The 20,215-nt window shown below is 39.3% G+C and carries 16 protein-coding genes; 8 read left to right on the top strand and 8 right to left on the bottom strand.

All coding sequences use genetic code 11. The features are described from left to right. Positions 1-176: 176 nt before the first annotated feature. Complete coding sequence (gene brnQ, locus BN988_RS17720; RefSeq protein WP_036578582.1) at positions 177-1,463, bottom strand: branched-chain amino acid transport system II carrier protein; 1,287 nt, start codon at positions 1,461-1,463, stop codon at positions 177-179. A gap of 528 nt (positions 1,464-1,991) precedes the next feature. Here brnQ and BN988_RS17715 point away from each other — a divergent pair. Beyond that, positions 1,992-3,854: a cation:proton antiporter gene (locus tag BN988_RS17715; protein WP_036578580.1), complete on the top strand. Its 1,863-nt coding sequence runs from the start codon at positions 1,992-1,994 to the stop codon at positions 3,852-3,854. Between the two features lie 92 nt (positions 3,855-3,946). On the opposite strand, the gene BN988_RS19115 is transcribed toward BN988_RS17715, so the two are convergent. Both BN988_RS19115 and BN988_RS17710 read right to left on the bottom strand, forming a co-directional pair. Beyond that, positions 3,947-4,123 carry an SE1832 family protein gene (locus BN988_RS19115; RefSeq protein WP_182858752.1) on the bottom strand — a complete coding sequence of 59 codons (177 nt, stop codon included), beginning with the start codon at positions 4,121-4,123 and terminating at the stop codon, positions 3,947-3,949. A gap of 428 nt (positions 4,124-4,551) precedes the next feature. After that, the gene (locus BN988_RS17710; RefSeq protein WP_036578579.1) at positions 4,552-5,634 is read right to left on the bottom strand and encodes an AI-2E family transporter; all 1,083 of its coding nucleotides are present in this window, start codon (positions 5,632-5,634) and stop codon (positions 4,552-4,554) included. Positions 5,635-5,822: 188 nt separating this feature from the next. On the opposite strand from BN988_RS17710, the gene BN988_RS17705 reads away from it, so the two are divergent. The 3 genes from BN988_RS17705 (at position 5,823) to BN988_RS17695 (ending at position 10,042) form a co-directional block, all read left to right on the top strand. Beyond that, the gene (locus BN988_RS17705) at positions 5,823-7,571 is read left to right on the top strand and encodes a phospho-sugar mutase (RefSeq protein WP_036578578.1); all 1,749 of its coding nucleotides are present in this window, start codon (positions 5,823-5,825) and stop codon (positions 7,569-7,571) included. 310 nt (positions 7,572-7,881) lie between these two features. After that, the gene (locus tag BN988_RS17700; RefSeq protein WP_036578577.1) at positions 7,882-8,664 is read left to right on the top strand and encodes a TerC family protein; all 783 of its coding nucleotides are present in this window, start codon (positions 7,882-7,884) and stop codon (positions 8,662-8,664) included. A gap of 184 nt (positions 8,665-8,848) precedes the next feature. Further along, positions 8,849-10,042: an ISL3 family transposase gene (locus tag BN988_RS17695; protein WP_036573351.1), complete on the top strand. Its 1,194-nt coding sequence runs from the start codon at positions 8,849-8,851 to the stop codon at positions 10,040-10,042. Positions 10,043-10,126: 84 nt separating this feature from the next. Here the strand turns inward: BN988_RS17695 and BN988_RS19020 are convergent, their stop codons facing one another. Both BN988_RS19020 and BN988_RS17690 read right to left on the bottom strand, forming a co-directional pair. After that, the gene (locus tag BN988_RS19020) at positions 10,127-10,300 is read right to left on the bottom strand and encodes a hypothetical protein (protein ID WP_155988333.1); all 174 of its coding nucleotides are present in this window, start codon (positions 10,298-10,300) and stop codon (positions 10,127-10,129) included. Positions 10,301-10,472: 172 nt separating this feature from the next. Then, a complete protein-coding gene (locus BN988_RS17690; protein WP_036578576.1) occupies positions 10,473-11,162 on the bottom strand; it encodes a DUF2294 domain-containing protein in 690 nt (229 codons plus the stop codon). A gap of 181 nt (positions 11,163-11,343) precedes the next feature. Between BN988_RS17690 and chrA the strand changes: the two genes are divergently transcribed. Together chrA and BN988_RS17680 are read left to right on the top strand one after the other, a co-directional pair. Further along, on the top strand, positions 11,344-12,522 hold the full coding sequence (gene chrA / locus BN988_RS17685; protein WP_036578574.1) for a chromate efflux transporter: 1,179 nt from the start codon (positions 11,344-11,346) through the stop codon (positions 12,520-12,522). Between the two features lie 66 nt (positions 12,523-12,588). Further along, the gene (locus BN988_RS17680; RefSeq protein WP_036578573.1) at positions 12,589-13,032 is read left to right on the top strand and encodes an OsmC family protein; all 444 of its coding nucleotides are present in this window, start codon (positions 12,589-12,591) and stop codon (positions 13,030-13,032) included. 198 nt (positions 13,033-13,230) lie between these two features. Here BN988_RS17680 and BN988_RS17675 read toward each other — a convergent pair whose 3' ends face one another. Continuing rightward, positions 13,231-14,343 (bottom strand): RNA-guided endonuclease TnpB family protein, encoded by a 1,113-nt coding sequence (locus tag BN988_RS17675; protein ID WP_036578571.1) that lies wholly within the window; start codon positions 14,341-14,343, stop codon positions 13,231-13,233. 10 nt (positions 14,344-14,353) lie between these two features. Next, positions 14,354-14,752, bottom strand: coding sequence for an IS200/IS605 family transposase (gene tnpA / locus BN988_RS17670; RefSeq protein ID WP_036578570.1), 399 nt, complete (start codon positions 14,750-14,752; stop codon positions 14,354-14,356). A gap of 434 nt (positions 14,753-15,186) precedes the next feature. Here tnpA and BN988_RS17665 point away from each other — a divergent pair, with 434 nt between their 5' ends. After that, entirely contained in the window at positions 15,187-16,581 is a 1,395-nt protein-coding gene (locus BN988_RS17665) for an L-cystine transporter (RefSeq protein ID WP_036578568.1), read from the top strand. Positions 16,582-16,719: 138 nt separating this feature from the next. On the opposite strand, the gene BN988_RS17660 is transcribed toward BN988_RS17665, so the two are convergent. Further along, entirely contained in the window at positions 16,720-18,519 is a 1,800-nt protein-coding gene (locus BN988_RS17660) for a DNA ligase D (RefSeq protein WP_036578567.1), read from the bottom strand. Positions 18,520-18,642: 123 nt separating this feature from the next. Here BN988_RS17660 and ku point away from each other — a divergent pair, with 123 nt between their 5' ends. Beyond that, positions 18,643-19,497 carry a non-homologous end joining protein Ku gene (ku, locus tag BN988_RS17655; RefSeq protein WP_036578565.1) on the top strand — a complete coding sequence of 285 codons (855 nt, stop codon included), beginning with the start codon at positions 18,643-18,645 and terminating at the stop codon, positions 19,495-19,497. Positions 19,498-20,215: the final 718 nt, after the last annotated feature.

Raw genomic sequence — 20,215 nt, 5'->3', positions numbered from 1 at the left:
GTGATGTTTGAGTGGAAGCAAACGGACGTTAACACCCAGATTGGTTCAACTAACAATCAGTGGGGGAGAATGAAAACCCCCCACTGATTGAAGTTTCACTTTATCGGAATATGGGGATTGCTGCTCGTTCGCTAAATTGAAAAAAGGTGTTTCACATAATCAAACAGCCTCGAGCTTTAGCGCTTTTGTTCTTTTAGTTGCGTAATTATCAAACCAAAGATTACACCAACAATCGCAGGTAAAATCCAGCCCAGTCCAATACCGAAAAAAGGCAGTTTTGCAACATATGGATTTGCCCAGTTTAGCGGTACACCAAACTCCTTTAAGCCATCGTAAAGACTTATAAAGGCTGTGAAAAGAATGGCGAAACGATACACATAAGGTGAACCGTGAAACATTTTATTTAAGAAAGTAAGGATAATCAAGACAATGGCAATCGGATAGATGAATACCAACACCGGGACGGAAAAATTTAAAATAGTGTTTAACCCTTGGTTGGCGATAATATAACTAACCATCGTTACAATCAATACTAACCATTTATATGGAACGGGCGTAACCTTGGAAAAAAACTGCCCACATGCCACGACTAGACCTATTGAAGTAGTGAAACAGGCTAGGGCGACAATAATACCTAAAAGAATAACGCCGAACTCTCCGAAAATGGTGTCAGCAGCAAAAGAGAGGATATCGCCTCCGTTTTCAAAAGAACCATGTTGTCCCATCTTCGCACCTATCCAGCCAATTGATCCGTATACTGCGATTAAGCCAATTCCTGTTATCAAACCAGACTTCAAGGTTTCTTTTACAATTGCCTGACTACTATGGATCCCTCTTTCTCTGTACGCATTAACGACAATGATACCAAACGCAAGTGCAGCGATAGCATCCATTGTAAGATAGCCTTCTACAAAGCCATTAAAAAAGGGATTGCTTTTATAATTAACATTAGGTTCACCAAGCGGCTCATTTAATAGAAAGAACCCACCAACTATGAGGGCAGTGATAACCAACAGTAACAGTGGTGTCAGATATTTGCCAATCTGATTTACCACTTTCGATGGGTTAAGACTTAATATAAATACGAGTATAAAAAAGAAAGTAGTAAAGATTAAGAGTGAAAGGGACCCAGTCTTAAACGGCTCTATAGACATTTCATAGCCTACGGTTGCAGCACGAGGGATACCAAAAAAGGGCCCAATTGCTAAATAAACTACAGATGTAAAGATCAAACCAAATAAGGGGTGCACCTTGTCTGCAAGTTCCCTTGCATCATTTTTAACATAGGATATGGCCGTCACAGCAAGAAGGGGGAGTCCAACTCCAGTGATAACAAATCCGCTAATGGCGGTAAAATAAGATGTGCCCGCTTCAATCCCGAGGACAGGAGGATAAATTAAATTTCCCGCACCAAAAAATAAAGCAAATAACATAAAACCAATGATAATATTATCCTTATTCATTAAAAATAACTCCTTGGGAGAAAAATAGTTTGTGCCCCGTCCTCTAGAGCATGGTTAGTCGAACCTCTGAGAAAAGGGCGTCTGATAAGAATTGCATTTTGTCTCATTTATTGTATAAAATTTCAGCTAGAAAACATCACGATAAAGTTAAATTTTGGATACTAAGTAGAAGAAAAACGTTCAGCTTTCACCAAAGAAGTGTTGATACTAGTTCTTCTAATCTGTATTATCTGACAAAAGAAGACGTTTCATGTCAAAAAACCGGGTTAATACAAGGTGCTTTCCATACATTGGATAGCAAAAAACAAAGGTAATCGTAACAAGAAGCGAAACGCGCTGTCAATGGCTAGATTTTACAGGTTTTCTAAATTAAATGAATACGTGTACATAACATTGGCGGTAAAATATAAGTTTAAAATTGTTTACTTTCTCCTAATAGACCTATAAAATGTCCTTATTAATATAGAATTACAAAGTGTGGAAAAGTAAGTCACACTATCATTCACGCTATCCTATAGGGGGTATGACATGGTTCCGTCACTATTATTTGAAGTTATGCTGATCGGTCTTCTCGGGATTGGTTCTCAATGGCTTGCTTGGCGTTATCGGATGCCGGCAATTGTTGTAATGTCCATTACTGGTCTACTAGCTGGTCCAATCCTAGGTATATTAAATCCTGAAGAAGATTTCGGCAGTTTATATAGTCCCATTATTTCCGTTGCTGTAGCAATCATACTATTTGAGGGTAGTCTTAATCTTAGTTTTAAAGAATTGCGTGATTTGGGAAAACCTGTATTCCGCATTTCCACTATTGGGGCATTCATAGCCTGGATTCTAGGATCACTGACTGCGCATTATATAGCAGGGTTATCTTGGGCAGTAGCATTTGTAATTGGAGGTTTATTTATTGTAACAGGTCCAACTGTTATTATGCCTCTCCTCCGTCAATCTAAGCTTAACCCACGTCCAGCAAAGATTCTAAAGTGGGAAGGGATCATTGTAGATCCAATTGGTGCTTTATTGGCTGTATTTGCCTTCGAGATTATCTCTTTTATGACGGCTGATGATCCTGATGGCACAAAACTATTACTATTCTTTGCCGCTTCCCTGTTTGCCATAATATTTGGTTGGGCATGTGGCCGTGGAATGGGCTGGATGTTTGAAACAGGACATATTCCCGAATTTTTAAAGTCACCTGCTGTTGTAATTGTCGTCATTCTTTGTTTTACAGGAGCAGATGAAATCATGCATGAAACGGGCCTACTGTCCGTGACAGCGATGGGGATCACCTTAGCAAATATGGGGATAAGTTCTATATCAGATATGCGCCACTTTAAGGAAAATATATCCATTCTCTTAATTTCGACGATCTTCATCATGCTGACAGCGTCATTACAACTCGAAACCCTCCTGCAAATTTTCAGCCCGAATATTATTGGATACGTCATTCTTATGATGTTTATCGTTAGACCATTGTCGATCTTTCTCTCGACCATTGGTACAGGGTTATCCTTTAATGAGAAGGCACTAGTAGGTTGGATTGCCCCAAGGGGAATTGTAGCACTTACGGTCTCGGGATATTTTAGTGGGGTTCTCCAAGAGGCTGGTTATGATGATGCAGGTATTCTGACAACCCTCACTTTTGGATTAGTGTTCTTTACCGTACTAGCTCATGGTTTTTCAATTGGATGGCTTGCTAAAAAGCTCCATCTGTCAATGGAAGGAAAACCTGGTACATTAATCGTAGGTGCCAACAGATTTACTGTTGAGCTTGGTAAATCATTACAAAAAGCAGGGCTTCCAGTTATCATTGTAGATTCCTCATGGGAAAGATTGCGCAAGGTCAGAGAATCTGGTTTGAATTTCTATCATGGCAATATGCTGTCAGAGCAAACAGAATACAACCTGGATACTATTCCGTATGAATATCTACTTGCTGCAACAGACGACCGCGCCTATAATTCCCTTATCTGTACCACGTTTATGCCAGAGTATGGAAGGACGAATGTATTTAAGATAAGTCCATTTGTTGAAGGGAAAAGTACGAATTCAGAGATAGTCTCTAAGGTAGGCGGAAGAATCCTTTTCGATAAAAAATTCTCAATGGATGATCTTACGGATAAAATGGCAAATCATTATATTTTCCGTCAGACTACATTAACGGCACAATATAATTATAAGCAGTATGTAGAAGATAAAGATCCATCTACCGTATTTTTATATTTAATCAAGCCGTCCGGTCAACTTAAGTTTTACTCAGAAGAAATGCGCACTGTCCCGGTAGTAGGGGATACCATCGTAAGTTTGACACCACCAAATAAGGAAAAAGCTAAAATACAGGCAAAGCTGGAAACAAATCGTAATAACAATCAAAATGGGAATCAAAACTAAGAAAGAGTGGGTGCCATAAAAAGGCACCCACTCTTCTGTTTACAGTAGAAAACAATTTAACCGCTCGCTAGCAGTTCTTTACGCTATATTTATTAGGCTTCATCCAATTTTTCACGAATGTCTGCAATTTCTTTTTCCAGCCTGATTAGCTGTTCCTCAGCTGAAGAGACACGTCCTCGAACATACTCAAGCTTGTCCATGTCACTTTGAATACGTACATAGTCTGACTTTAACTCATCCAATTTAGCTTCCAATGCTTGTTTATTCATCCGTATCACCTCTCTAATAAGTGTAGCCGATTTCCCCTATGCAAAACAAGACAAATCTAATAATTGCTACATTTGTAAGGAGTTTGTGAACTGCTTGGTTGTGGGTGTTAAAGATAAAAAACAACGAGGCTGGGACATAAGAAAATTAAACAAGGAATGCAGAAAATATTCGAATACATCCGGATAGCCCCTAATTTTTCGATATATGAATCACACTTTAGCGAAGGAAAAATGCGAAGACTCCAGTGGGAACAGCACGAGTCCGAAGGCCCCGCAAGAAGCGATTCTTGCTTCTGAGGAGACTAAGGCCGTGCCCACGGAAAGCGGAGTATTTTCCAGAGCGGTAATGAAGCAGTTAGTTTATTATTGTTCGTGTTTTAAAAGGCTGGGACGGTATGTCCCAGCCTCGTTAGAAATCTTTCCCTATTCTATATAAGGGAATCTTCTTTTGTATCCTTTGATTTCTGGTAAGTCTTATAAAAATGAACGATAATGGTTTTTATTACCGCGTAGAAAGGTACTGCGAAAAGGATTCCTACAAATCCAGCAATACTACCTGCAGCAAGGATAACGGTGATAACTGTTAATGGGTGCAAATCGAGCGCCCGTCCCATAACGTTTGGCGAAATAAAGTTACTCTCAAATTGCTGAACTACCAGCATCACGATCGAAACCCAAACAATCATAAGCGGATCTTGGAAAGCACCAACGATGAGTGCTGGCACTACTGCTATAAATGGCCCGATAAAAGGAATCACGTTCATCACCATAGCGAATAAGGCAAGCGTCAAGGAATAGTCTAACCTGATGATAAGGTATCCGATAAATAATAGAACACCTACAGCAAAGCTGACAATTAACTGTCCTTGGATAAAAGCGGTCAGGGTATCATCGATTTTACCAAGCAGGCTACGCAGATTCTTTGCTTTTTTCTTAGAAAAAATTTGGGTTACGAATGGTACAAGTCGATCCCCGTCTTTCAGCATGAAGAACAGGAAGAATGGTACCAATACAAGTGCTGCAATAACCGAAATTAACTGTCCGATAAAGCCAAACAGGTAATTTAAAACATTTTCGATATGGGACTGCAGATTATCCGTGAAATTGCTAATCGCCGTATCGACTTGTTCAGGAATCATCGTTTGGTTGGATTGCCAATATGTGATCATATCTTGTGCCCAGTTTACCATTTTGGGGATATTGTCTATCAAGTTCTTAAACTGGTTTTGCGCTATGGGAGCTATGTAGATCCACACGAGATATCCCAGCAAAATGAGGACAAAGAATACAAGAAAGATCGATACAATTCGATTAATACGAAAACGTTCAAACAAATGCATTAAAGGCTTAGTCAGGTAATAGAGAATTCCTGCCCCAATCAAAGGTAATGCCACCGCACCCAAATACTTGATAACAGGATCAAATACAAAATTTGTTTCGGAAATTAAAAGAATGAGGAGAAAAACTAATATAAAGAATACTAAAACCTGAAACCAACGTTTATTTACCAAATCTAACCCTACTCTCGTAATCTATTATATATTTCAGTTTACCGTTTTATTAACGAAATAGGAAGCAGTATATAAGTATTAGTTTAACCTTATTCCCCTTAGGTTAAACACGCTAACGAAAGGAATAGAATAATTAATAAAAGTATGCTAGAATTTGAACATCTATACATATGTTGGGGGAAAAATGCATGTACAACTGGGAAAAAAGTTTTCAAAAGTGGCGTTCTTTTCAAAATCTTGATTTATCATTGCAACAAGAGCTAACGAATTTGGAAAATGATAAGACAAAGTTGGAAGATGCCTTCTACAAAGAATTAACATTTGGAACAGGCGGAATGCGAGGCGTTCTAGGACCTGGAACGAATCGAATGAATATATATGTTGTGCGCAGAGCGGTAAATGGCCTTGCGAATTATCTTTTAAAGAATACTGTGAATGTGAAAGATCGCGGGGTGGTGGTTGCTTATGATTCTCGTTATATGTCACAGGAGTTTGCAGTTGAAACTGCTAAGGTACTTGGGGCACACGGAATAAAAACACATGTTTTTGAGTCGTTAAGACCGACTCCGTTACTGTCATTCGCGGTACGTTACTTTGGCACCGTAGCGGGTGTGATGATTACAGCAAGTCACAACCCGCCTGAATATAACGGTTTTAAAGTATATAATGAGGATGGTGGGCAAATTACACCGTCTCAGGCTGAACAAATAATTGATGAAATCCAAAAGACTGAGGATGAATTGCTTGTTCCAGTTATGGAAAAGAAAGACCTTGAGCAAGAGGAATTGTTAGATTGGATTGGCAATGAAGTTGATAATGCTTATTTGGAACAATTAAAGCTGATCTCAAAATTAAGTTTGGAAGAACAAGATAGCGAAAAAGATTTAAAGATTGTCTTCACTCCATTACATGGTGCAGCAAATGACCTTGTGGTTAATGGCTTACGACAATTACAGTTTAACAAGCTAGAAGTGGTAGAAGAGCAGGCTGTTCCAGACCCAGAATTTTCAACGGTAGCTTCGCCCAATCCGGAGGAGCACCAGGCATTTACGATGGCAATTTCCCAAGGTAAGAAAATGGGTGCCGATATTCTGCTTGGAACCGATCCTGATGGAGATCGCTTAGGGGTCGCTGCTAAGGGGGAAGATGGAGAGTACCAAGTGCTAACAGGGAATCAACTTGGCGCATTGCTTCTCGATTATATTTTATCTCACAGCAACCAAACGATCTTAAAAAGTGCACGAATGCTCAAAACAGTGGTCACATCTGAACTAGGAAGAGCTGTTGCAGACGCCTACAATGTGAAAACGATCAATACATTAACTGGATTTAAATATATTGGGGAGAAAATCCATCAGTTTGATGCAACTGGGGAAACCTTTATTTTTGGCTATGAAGAAAGCTATGGCTACTTAATTAGTAGTATGAGTAGGGACAAAGATGCGGTACAGGCTGCTGTGATGGCTTGTGAAATGGCTTCTTATTGGAAACAACAAGGCAAAACATTGTTGGAAGCATTGGATGTCCTTTACGATCAGCATGGTTATTTCCTTGAAGGCATGTCCTCCCTAACCTTGAAAGGAAAAGCAGGTACAGACCAAATTGCTACTATTATGGAAAGCTTTAGAAATGAACCAATGGAGGAAATAGCATCCTACAAAATTGAAAAGGTAGAGGACTATTTGGTAAGTGAGCGAACTATTCTTGACGGAGAAGGGAAGAAGTCAGAAACCATCGAGCTTCCAAAAGAAAACATGCTCAAGTTTATTCTTCATAATGATAGTTGGGTAACGTTACGACCATCTGGTACAGAACCAAAAATCAAATGTTATTATGGAGTTTGCACAGACAGTAAAGAAGATAGCCAGCAAAAATTGGCTGCATTAAAAGAAACAATGGACAATAAAATTGCAGTTATTTTAGAGAATGATAAGTAAGATCGTATAGCGAAAACCTATCAGGGCAACCTAAAACATGTATAAAAAAGCCGCAAAGAGAAAGCAGTTATTTCCATAATTAGATATATGGTAGGGTCTATTTGTATTGACTTTTTGGTCATAAAACGTTTTAATAAAGAAAGTAATATTCCTAAAGGGGAGTAGCTGTACAATTTAAGTCGTCATTACGAGAAATATTCTCCGGCTTATTTTGGCAACGGACGTTGTTTGCGAGACCTTTACCACTAACAGGTAAGGGTCTTTTTATGTTCTTATCTGTTGGTAGGATCATAAAAAGGAGAGAAAAAACATGCCAGTAGATTTATTATTGGAATATTTATGGGTACTAGTTGTTCTGATTGGTCTGGAGGGATTATTAGCTGCGGATAACGCATTAGTGCTTGCCATTATGGTAAAACATCTTCCGGAAGAGCAACGTAAAAAGGCATTATTTTACGGTCTGGCGGGAGCGTTTGTGCTGCGATTTGGTTCACTATTTGTTATTTCATTTCTTGTTGACGTTTGGCAAGTACAAGCATTAGGGGCATTGTACTTATTGTTTATGTCGATTAAACATTTGTATGACAAGTTAAAGCCGAAGCGAGAGGTTCAAGAACAAGAAGAATCCGAAAAGGCAAAAGGCAGTGGCTTCTGGATGACAGTCCTTAAAGTAGAATTTGCTGATTTGGCATTTGCCGTCGATTCTATTTTGGCAGCCGTAGCTTTGGCTGTGGCACTGCCAGCAACGGATCTCGGAACAATCGGAAGTCTTGATACAGGGCAATTTATTGTTATATTTGCAGGCGGAATGATCGGACTTATCATCATGCGTTTTGCAGCGAATATTTTTGTTGATTTACTTAACAAGCGCCCAGGCTTGGAAATTGCCGCATTCATCATCGTTGGTTGGGTTGGTGTGAAGTTAGCGCTTATCGTGCTTGCGCATGAGGATATTGCATTGATTCCACATAGTTTCCCACATTCTACTTTATGGAAGGCTATTTTCTATGCAGTATTGGTAGGCATTGCAATTGTGGGTTGGTTCGTCTCTGGACGCACGGTTGAGAAAGTTAAAGATAATACAAATAACTAAGCAAGACGAGGGCAGTCATCTTTCTATAGAGATGACTGCTTTTTCGACTACAAAAATTTGGCTCTACAATGAATGTGGTGGTGCTTCTTGTCCTGCCAATGTTTTAAAGATGTAAAAAAATGCACCGTTCTCTCTCTTTTGATACCCTAAAGTTGCGACACAAAAGGCAAAGGAGAGAGAACGAATGCAAAACCATTTTATCATAGAAATGTTAGGGATAAAAGATAATAATGTGAAGGTGTGGGATATATCTCAGGGTTCGGATGCATTGATTGTTGAACTTTATACTGAAAAACGTCAGCAGAAATGTCCGTTCTGCCGATGTAAAACCAAACGGGTTCATAGTTATCGAATTCAACCGATTCAAGGGCCCGTATTACCTAACCAACAGGTAAAACTATTCCTTCGGAAACGCAGATATTTGTGCAAGGATTGTGGTAAGACCTTTTACGAACGACTTCAAATGGTAGATCGCTATCAACGTTGTACCACCTCTGTGCAAGCAGAAGCTTTGATGTATACATCTTCCAGCTCATTTAAAACAGCTGCGAGATGGACTGGCCTGACGGACACTCGCCTTTTGCGACTGTTTGATCGTCGAAACATAAAGACAAACCGAGTACTCCCGAGAGCGATAGCCATAGATGAATTTAAAGGTGACGCCGGAGGCGAACGGTTTCAAACGGTCATTGTCGATGTGGAAAATAAACATATTATTGATATTTTAGAAGATCGGAAAGTGGATACCATTAAAAAGTATCTGCGTTCCCGCGATACAGGTCAAGTGGAAATTGTCGTCATGGACATGTCGAAGTGGTTCAAGAAAGCTGTCTGTGATGTGCTTGATCATCCGCTTATTATCGCTGATCGTTTCCATTTCATGCGTCAAGTGTATTGGGCTTTGGATGAAGTGAGACGACAAGTGCAAGCAGATGTCGATAAACCCATCCGCCTCCAAATGAAGCGAGGTAAGAAGTTATTATGGAAGTCACATTTTAATCTGGACGAAGACCAAGAAGAAAAAGTTGAAAAGCTTCTAGAGATTGATACCCGTTTAAGAGAGGCCTACCAATTGAAGGTCATGATGGAGAAATGGTTTAAGGAAAGTGATCATCAAACGGCGAGTAAAAACCTAGATCATTGTTTAGCATCCATAAAGAGATCAAGGATTGAAGCCTTTCATCGTGTGAGAAAAACCTTTTTAAATTGGAGACAAGAGATTTTACAAGCCTTTGTATATCCTTATAACAATGGATACATCGAAGGTGTGAACAACACGATTAAAGTAATAAAACGCAATTCATATGGAATCAAAGGCTTCGAGAGATTAAAGAAGAAAATTCTCTGGCAACAAGAAATGAAAAAGGTGATGGGTTGATTCAACCCACCACCACATTTGACATAGAACCAAAAATTTTTCTCGTTTCCCTTGCTCCCTTTATTCACTAAACGGACGCTTCACTTAGCTACTCATCTTCTCAATTTCTAATGAATAGTTGTCTGGTAAGATATCTGCTTGCAAAATCCTTTCTATATAGCTTTCGGCAGCCTTGTAATTTGAGAATGTAATGATTTTGTCGTTCTCTGCGAGGTATGCACGAATTCTGTTTTTTCCTATTACCATCACTTTGAACATGTCGTATCCCTCCTGATTAGTCCTTCCTAAAACACGTAAGCACTTTCAGTCAGACGCCGATGAATATTTTTTTCTATATCACTGCTATCTAAATGAAAATAAAAAAGCCGAGAAGGAAGAAAGATTCCTTTTCGGCTTATCTCTTGGCACTATTGTCCAGACATTCCCACCATTATTTAGTTGGATTTAATATTAATATGACGTATCCTGCGTCATCGGAAAAATCCCAATCGACAAATATGTCATCTATTGCTAAACCAAGCACTGCTTCGAGGTATGGTTTGTTTATTAGGCTTTTTTCTAGTTTTCTTTTAGCTAAGCGAAGCTGTTTATTAAAACCAGAACGGATTAACTCCTGTTCAATCTCCACGAATATTTTATCGCGTTTTGACACAATGGTTCGTGAATTTAACTTATAAGAATGAAGCTTTTCTGGTATTTTTTGTGCATGTTCGGTGAATCGGTTAATTTCTTCGTGTATGCCATCCTTTTCTGGATAGTTTTCAAGTTGATTATTTTCATAACCCTCATTAGAAACAAACTCTGCGAAGATTACACCAGTCTTTCTATCTAAGCACCAGTCATAATAAATGCCTTTCACTTGTTCATTTGTTTCCGCAACAATAATGTTTTGGATCTCTGGGATAAGTTTATTCATGAGTGCATCACGTGTTTCTTGTACACGTAGTGGATTGTCCTGACTTAGTAACACATTTTCCATTGGGGCTAAAAAATCTCTTAAATACATCGTAATAAAGGGTTTGCCGACACTTACGTAAATTGAGCCAGGTCCCTTCCCAAAGTTATCTCGAAGTAGTTTGCCAATCGTACTGGCTAAAGTGGTCTCTAACGTTTTTTCCATTCGTTTCGTTCCATCCTTCTTTTTAGAGGAAGACACATCATATTGCTTTCCCTATTTTTTAGTATAACATTACCCACTCTAGAGTGCCACCAAACCTTTCATGTAAAGATTATGTAAATTTCGCTTAACTTTAATGTAAAGTATGGTATTTTTATTCTAACTATGTTTGCAGGAGGTATGTATGGAGAAAATAAAAAGACAACTGGAAATACTTAGAGCTTCACTAAAGCTTGGCCTTACATCTTTTGGTGGCCCAGTAGCACACTTGGCTTACTTTAAAGAAGAATACATTGATAAGCGCAAATGGTTAAATGAAAAGCTCTATGCAGACATAATTGCATTATGTCAGTTTCTTCCTGGGCCAGCGAGTAGTCAAGTCGGAATTGCAATAGGAATGATGCGCGGTGGTTTACTTGGAGGAATCGTATCTTGGCTTGGCTTCACCCTTCCATCTGTGCTGATCCTTGTTTTGTTTGCATTGTTTTATCAGAATTTCCAATTAGGAGATACAACTTGGATTGCAAGCTTGAAGGTTGTTGCGGTAGCAGTGGTGGCACATGCAGTTCTTGGTCTTGGAAAAAAACTAGCGCCAGACAGGCCAAGAATGGGGATTGCCCTCGGGGCCATGCTTATTATGCTAATGTTCCCATCTGCTTTGGTGCAAATAGGGGTCATTGTAATGGCGGCGCTTGTCGGTTATGTAGGCTTCAGAAAGGGACAGCAGCCTTCTCTATCAACGTTCTCCATTTCTATTACGAAAAGACAGGGTGTTTTATCACTTAGCATACTAGCTTTGCTGCTTGTTGGACTTCCTATTCTTGCGCAAACTGTGTCAAATGCCTATATTCAACTATTCGACACGTTTTTTCGAGTTGGTTCCATCGTATTTGGTGGGGGACATGTAGTGTTACCGATGTTAGAGCAGGAAATCGTTCCTCCTGGATTTTTGACAGGGAGTGAATTTCTCGCCGGATACGGGATGGCACAAGCTGTACCAGGACCTCTATTTACCTTTGCTTCTTATATAGGTACGATGATGGAAGGAATACTAGGTGCAATTGTCGCAACGGTCGCCATTTTCCTTCCGTCCTTTCTACTGCTCATTGGTGCCTTGCCTTTTTTAAGTGAATTAAGAGGAAAACAATCCTTTCAGGGTATGTTAATTGGTGTGAATGCTAGTGTTGTTGGTATATTACTTGCAGCCTTCTATAATCCAGTGTTTACTAGTGCGATTCTAAGTAGCCAGCACTTTGCCTTAGCGGTGATTTTATTTGCTTTAATGCAATTTTGGAAAATCCCTGCCTGGGCAGTAGTTGTGATTGGGGTCCTAGGTGGAGAGGTGTTACTCGGTATTCTGTAATCATGAAGCAGATTATTCCCTTGTTATAAAGTTAATTTGGTAGTATGAGAAAAGAGGTGATACTTTATGGCAACACATCTATTTCAATTAAAGGCAGATTGGCCTGGTGGACGAAATAGTGAAGGATTTATTAAAGCAGGGAATCTAAAAACCAAAATCTCTATACCGAAGGAAATGGATGGCCCTGGTATAGGAACAAATCCGGATGAAATGCTTTTAGGAGCAGCTGCCACCTGTTATCTTATAACGCTCGCTGCCATGATCGAACGGTCCAGTCTTCCTCTGAAACACATGGCACTTGAATCTGAAGGACACGTGGATGTGACAGATGATGGGGTTATAACCTATAAGAAAATTGTCCATAAACCAACCGTATACCTACAACCTACCGCAACAGAGAGGGAGCAGGAAAAGCTTAGACGGTTAGTAGATAAGGCTGAAGAAAGCTGTATGATCTCACGTGCGATAAAAGGGAATGTAGAGGTTGAATTAGAACCAACGTTAGGCTAGAAATAAAATATAAACCGTACGAGTGCGAATGCCTTCTAAAATTCGATTGCTCGTGCGGTTTTTGTCCAAGTGAACTGCTCCCACCACTTCCCACCCTTATGGGTTGCTTGAAGTGGGGGCTTCTTGGGTAATCATCACTTTTGGTAGCTGACGAAATAGACCAAGCTAACCCTCTTGTTCCAAGAGTTTGTATTTTCATTAGGTAGTTGTTAACAAGCGAATGCCTTCTTTTTTGATATTACGTGCTGCATTATAATCTCTATCCAGATTTAGTCCACACGAACAAGTGTATATCCTCACTTCCATAGGCATTGGTTGGGGCTTTCCGCAACTTGAACACGTTTTGGTAGATGGGAACCATTTGTCAATTTTGATAAGGTGTTTCCCTTGTTCTTTGAGTTTGTACTGTAAGAATGAAGTGAACATTCCCCATCCATTATCAGCAACGCTTTTACCAAATTTAAGTGCTTGTGCCATTCCTTTCATGTCTAAATCTTCAATTACGACAGCATCAAATTTAGAAACTAACGCCTTTGATTTATAGTGCAGAAAGTTCTTCCGTTGATTTGCTACTTTCTCTTGAATCTTAGCTACTCGAATACGCTGTTTATTCCAATTTGAAGAGCCTTTCTTTTTACGGGAAAGTTTACGTTGTTCTTTTGCTAATTTTTCAAGCATTAGTCGATAAAATTTAGGGTAATTGGCTTTCTCACCCTCGCTATCGACAAACAACCCATCCATCGCAAAATCTAATCCCACCACTTTTTCAATTTCTTTGCTTTCTATCTCCTTCTCATATTCTGTAAGAATAGAAATATAGTATTTTCCTGATGCACTCATAGATACGGTACAAGATTTTATTTTGTATTCTAATGGTATCTTTCTATGTTGTTTCATTTTAAGGCTTTTCAATTTAGGTAATTTGATATGACCATCCAACAACTGAATATTTCCATTAACGACATTCGTTGTGTAGCTTTGTTTATGTCGTTTACTTTTGAATCTCGGAAATCGAGCATTTCCTTTGAAAAAGGCTTTATATGCCTTATCTAAATTTAATTGTGCGTTTGCCAACGCTAAAGAATCCACTTCTTTTAGCCATTCGTATTCTTTTTTGAATTTAGCAGGAGTAGGATGTTTTACCTTTTTCCATTCTTCTTTATTCTCTTTTAAGGTTTCATACGTTTCTTTTCGTTCTGCTAACATTTTATTATAAACAAAGCGAACACAACCAAAGGTCTTTCGTATAACGAATTCCTGTTCTTTTGTTGGAAAAAGTCGAAACTTATATGCTTTATGTTGTTTAGCCATATCAAATACCTCACTTTATCCCTTGATTTGCAATGTATTTTTTCACCACTTCAATAGGAGAACCACCAGTCGTTAACAAACAAAAACTTCTTGACCAAAACATTTCTTTCCATAACTTTTTACGAACATGAGGAAAGTCCTTCTTGATAAGTCTTGAACTGGCACTTTTATAGGCATTGATAAATTTCGATAATTCACTGTTGGGTTGTGCTTTGAACAAAATATGAACATGGTCCATATCGTGGTTCCATTCCACCAATGTAATATTATATTTTTCACATAAAGACACAAATTTATCTTTAGCATAGTCTGAAATCGTATCATCTACTACTTTTCTTCGATATTTCACAACTAACACAAGGTGGTAATGCATTAAGAATACTGAATGATTATTGCTGTCTAATTTCATTGTATATCATTCCTTATACTTTATACGACTGATTATACCATGTTAAGGGAAAAGCTAGAAGAAAAGGCCTCTGGGCTATCGCCCAAACGAAATTCATCTCCCACTTACCGTTGGGATATGCCCTTCACACGCTTGAAGAAGGGAGACTTCTTTCGTAAATACGTTTAAAGTACTACATTTAATGTATTTTTCTCTCTTTCCTTTTTAGCCATTTTAACAATGAAATTAATCCCTTGACACTTTGTAGGATGCATTGTATCTTATTAAAGCATACTAATTTTATCGGAATTATATATAATATAACGTACGATAGAAGGTCCATCTGCATAGACTGGATTTAGGTGATTACCTAATTACGATACTTATCGCAATTAGAGGATAGTCTGAGCTAGGGTGTAGATAGACACTAAACAGGAGGAAAAGGAGGCAACAAAATGGATGTTTTATATATTGTATTAAACATTGTCGTGTTATTAGCAATCATCGGTTTACTTATTTGGATGCAAAAAAAGCATTTTTCTTTTACAAAACGTGTATTCACTGGTTTGGGATTAGGAATAGTGCTAGGTACGGTGTTGCAATTAATTTATGGTGCTGGCTCGGAGGTACTTACCGAAACAACGGGTTGGTACAGTATTGTAGGTAGTGGTTATGTACGATTACTAATGATGATCGTTGTTCCACTTGTTATGGTCTCCATCATTCAGTCCATTATTAATCTGGAAAAAACAGCAGAGCTTGGCAAAATGTCTGCATGGATTATTGGTACGTTAATTTCTTTAACAATGGTGGCAGCATTGGTCGGAATTTTAACAGCTACAGTTTTTGATCTTAGTGCTGAACAAATTGAAGCAGGTCAGGCAGAGAGTGAACGTGGTTCTATGCTTGAGGATAGGCTAGGTGATGTAGAGGCCCAGTCAACTCCAGATAAGATTCTTAACTTTATCCCATCAAATATCTTCCTTGATATGACAGGGGAGCGTTCCACTTCCGTTATTGCGGTAGTTATCTTCTCGCTTATCGTGGGTATTGCAGTTCTTGGTGTAAGAAGAAAGAATCCGGAACAAGCTGAAATGTTCACGAAGATTGTAAACTCATTATACGCAGTCGTTATGCGTATCGTAACATTGATCTTACGTCTTACGCCATTTGGTATTCTTGCATTAATGGCAAATACGGTGGCAAGTACAGACTTTGCAGGCATAGTAGAGTTAGGTAAATTTGTGATAGCTTCTTATGTTGCATTAGCTGTCATGTTCATCATTCACCTCGTACTTGTTGGTGTATTCGGCTTAAATCCAATGGTTTATTTACGAAAAGTAATACCTGTATTAGGATTTGCCTTCACGTCACGTTCAAGTGCTGGTACGATTCCATTAAATATTCAGGCTCAACGAAATTCGCTTGGTGTCAATGAAGGTGTGGCAAACATGTCAGCATCCTTCGGGGCAACAATGGGGCAAAATGGTTGTGCTGGTGTATACCCTGCCATGCTTGCTGTTATGATTGCGCCGACTGTGGGAATTGATCCACTAGATCCAATGTTCATCCTACAACTTGTGTTAATTATAGGTATTAGTTCATTTGGTATCGCTGGAGTTGGTGGTGGTGCAACCTTTGCAGCACTAATTGTACTATCGTCTATGAATATGCCTGTTGCACTTGCCGGTTTGTTAATTTCTGTAGAGGCCTTAATTGATATGGGTCGTACAGCACTTAACGTTAACGGTGCAATGGTATCTGGAACGATTACTTCACGAATCATGAAAACCTTAAACCTTAAAACGTACAATGATAAAACCGCAATTGAAGAAAACACATCATTGTAATATGAAAACTATTAATTAAATAGGTAAATTAAAAGCCGAAAGATCATTCGTAGTGTATTACTCGAATGGTCTTTCGGCTTTATTGATTTCACATTAGTATACATTTGCTAAAAGACGAGCGAATGCGAATTTTTCTAATCATGTAATCAATGTAAGAATCGATTCAGTTTGTTGTTTCTGCTTAGCAAGTTGATAATCAGAAAAAGGGCAACCAAGCTCCTTTACGCGTCCCGGAACATTGTGTATCGTAAATTGCTCGGGTGATAGTCCATCCTTGACCTCATTCCAAAAGAGGGGGGTGGCAACGGTCGCCTCTGGTGTTTTACGTGTAGAGTATGGCGCAATAATGGTTTTATCTTTTCCATGCTGAACATAATCAATGTATAGCCGCCCACCACGATTTTTCTTCATTCTCTCCGTAGTAAAGCTTTTAGGTTGGGCTTTTTCAATTGTCCAGGCCATTGCCTGTGTAAAAAGGGCAGTCTGTTCATAAGACATACTTTGCTCAGGAAGCGGAATGTAAATCTGAAGTCCTTTGTTCCCAGATGTTTTAACAAACGATATTAAGTTAAGCTGATCAAGTAGTTCTTTTAGTAAGCTAGCTGCTTCAATGGCAAGTGGAAAACTATTTCGATCTGGTGGGTCCAAATCAAACACAATTTCAGTGGGATATTCTGAAGCCCGTTTTTGAAACGGGATATGGTATTCTACCGTGCCATGATTGGCGTACCACATGAGTGAATCAAGCCCCTCACATGTTAGGAGAAATTCATTATCCCCTGCGGGTATTCGCTCTATAAAATTAGGCGCGTATTCTGGAAGGTGTTTTTGGTAAAAGAAATCCTTCTCCACGCCATCAGGGGACCGAATGATCGTTAAGGCTCTTTCCTTTAAGAAGGGGAGCATATAAGGCGAAATCTCCCTTACATAAGTGAGCAAATCCCCTTTTGTATATCCTGGTTTAGGCCAAAAAGTCTTATCCGTGTTCGTTAGTTCGATCGTTTCAGGGAGCATTGCCATGTCCAGTTTTAATCGTTTTCTCGTCATTGTAGAAGGCTGCTCATGTGGGAGGAGGGAAGCAAAGGCCGGTTCGCGAAGCTCATTTTTGTATAAATCTAAACTGTGAATTTGGGCACAAATAGCTGGGGGGAGATGATAAAAAGCACCTCTCTTTTCGCCATTTGTTAGAAACAGTTCTTTTAATGTGGCAAAATCTGTTTCTCTCAGACCATGTGCACATTTCCCAATTTCGGTTACGTCATCCCCTTGATATATACCAACTGTAAAGTAGTTATTTTGTGAATCGTATGTGGTAAGAAATCCATGCAGCTTTCGCCAATTTTTAATTTTATACCAATCACGATGGCTTTTTCCGACTTGATACGTGCTATTTTTTCGTTTTGCAATTAGTCCTTCCCCTTTATGGTCAAAAAGAATATCCCATAGCTGCTTTGGATTAGAATGACCGGGAACGAAGGAAAGTGTTTTGCCTTTGCCTATCTGCTGAAAAACAGTAGCAAGGGTTTCCTTTCGCTTCATTAGCGGTTCCTTTTCTATTGCAGTCCCGTGCAAACCAAGAATATCAAATGCGAGAAAAGAAGCCGGACGCTCTTCTGCTGCCTGCTTTATCCTTGTGGAATCTTTTAATCGCCCCCGTTGTTGAACAAGCGCAAAATTTGCCTGGTAATCAGTATTTAATACGACAAGTTCCCCGTCTAGAATGAGCGGGAGAAAATTAGCGACAGTTGACTCATGCTCTGAGCAAAATTCTACAATCTCAGGAAAGCTCTCTGTCAAATTTTTTCCGTTTTTGCTTGTTAGTCGAATACTGTCCTTATCCCAATGCATCACACAACGAAAACCATCATATTTTATCTCATACAGCCATTCTTCGCCTGTTGGTATATCTGAGCTTGCTATTGGTTTCATTACGGCCATTTTCCCAACCCCTCTTTTAAATGGATGAATGCTTTTTATAGCTTTCGTTTTCTACTGGAAAAACATACAGTGTGGATAAAACGCTAAAGCATCCGGCAAACTAGTGAAAAAGGAGGAATTCGGATGCACACTATGTGGAAAGGCACCATAAGCTTTGGGCTAGTAAATATACCTGTCAAAATGCATGCTGCAACAGAGAACAAGGATGTAAGGCTTCGTCAGTTACACAAGGAATGCCAATCACCAATTAAGTATGAAAAAGTTTGCCCAGTATGTGATAAACCAGTTGAGCAAGAAGAGATCGTTAAGGCTTACGAGTATGCAAAAAATAAATTTGTCGTCCTTGATGAGGAAGATTTAGCAGCATTACAGAAGGAGCAAGAGGATAAAGCAGTGGAGATTGTCGACTTTGTTAAATTAGAGGAAATTGATCCCATTTATTTTGAAAAAAGCTATTACCTATCCCCGAATGAAGGGGGCACTAAGGCATATAGCCTGTTACGGAATGCGTTAGAGGAAACAGGTAAGATTGGGGTAGCTAAAATGATTATTCGATCGAAAGAACAGCTGGCTGTAATTCGTGTTTACCAAAATACCTTGGTCGCAGAGACCATTCATTATCCAGACGAGGTAAGGAATGTAGCGGATGTGCCGAATGTTCCGGAAGCATCAGCTAATTCGGAAAAAGAGCTGGATACTGCCAAAATGCTTATTGAGCAACTAACGACAGTATTTGAGCCAGAAAAATATACCGATGAGTATCGGACAGCACTGTTGGAGCTTATTGAACAGAAGAAAAATAATGAGGACACGACAACTCCAGTTGCTACGGAGAAAGGTAAGTCTACAACGGAGGGTGCAACGAACCTGATGGACGCCTTGCAAGCATCACTTGATCGTGCAAAGCAGGATAAACCAAAACCAAAGCAACCGACCAAGAAAGTAAAGAGTACGACCAAAAAGAAAACTGCGACATAAAAACACGGTTTGTTCTATTTATCCCGGTGCAACCGTCCGTAAGACTCACCCTTCAAACATGAAGTGAAACCGTGATGTTTAAGTGGGAGTAAACGGACGCTAACTTCCCGATTCGTTCAACTAACAATCAGTGGGGGAAGGATGAAAACCCCACTGATTGAAGGTTCACTTTATAAAGTGAACAATTTAATAAAAGAACCTAGGGTACTGCATACTTATCGCTACGGAAAATACAAGCTTTCCGTGGGCACGGCCTCATCCTCGGGCTAACAGGATGTTGGTCACGAAGGCGTTGCCACAGGAAGTGGCGGTCTTAGCCTTTGTTCCTTTCCTATCTTCCGGGGTCTTCAAACTCGTGCTCTTCCCACTGGACAAGTAAGGCTTCGTCAGCGATTCATCGCACGCAGAAAATGCAAATGCATTTTCAAGGAGTCTTATATTTTCCTCCGCTAATTAATGCGTCTCGTATCCATAATGTTATAAAAAGTTCCGGACGTATTTAATAAATTCGTCCGGTTTTTGCTTTACCGATACTCCAATTTCCCAGGCCTTTTAATTCTAGCTTAGCAAGAACGTGAGAAGGTACTTTCTGAAAATGTGGCAAATTACACCATGATCATTACAGTTTAAAGGCTTTTTTGCAAAACATTTACACACTCCTTACATCTACATAAAATCGGCGGCCAACCTATATATTTTTATAGGAAAAGAGGTAAAG

Source organism: Oceanobacillus picturae, assembly GCF_000612865.1.
GTDB classification, from domain to species: Bacteria; Bacillota; Bacilli; order Bacillales; family Amphibacillaceae; genus Oceanobacillus_B; species Oceanobacillus_B jordanicus.
The sequence above is the reverse complement of the archived record's forward strand: the minus strand, read 5'-3'. Positions and strand labels throughout refer to the sequence as shown.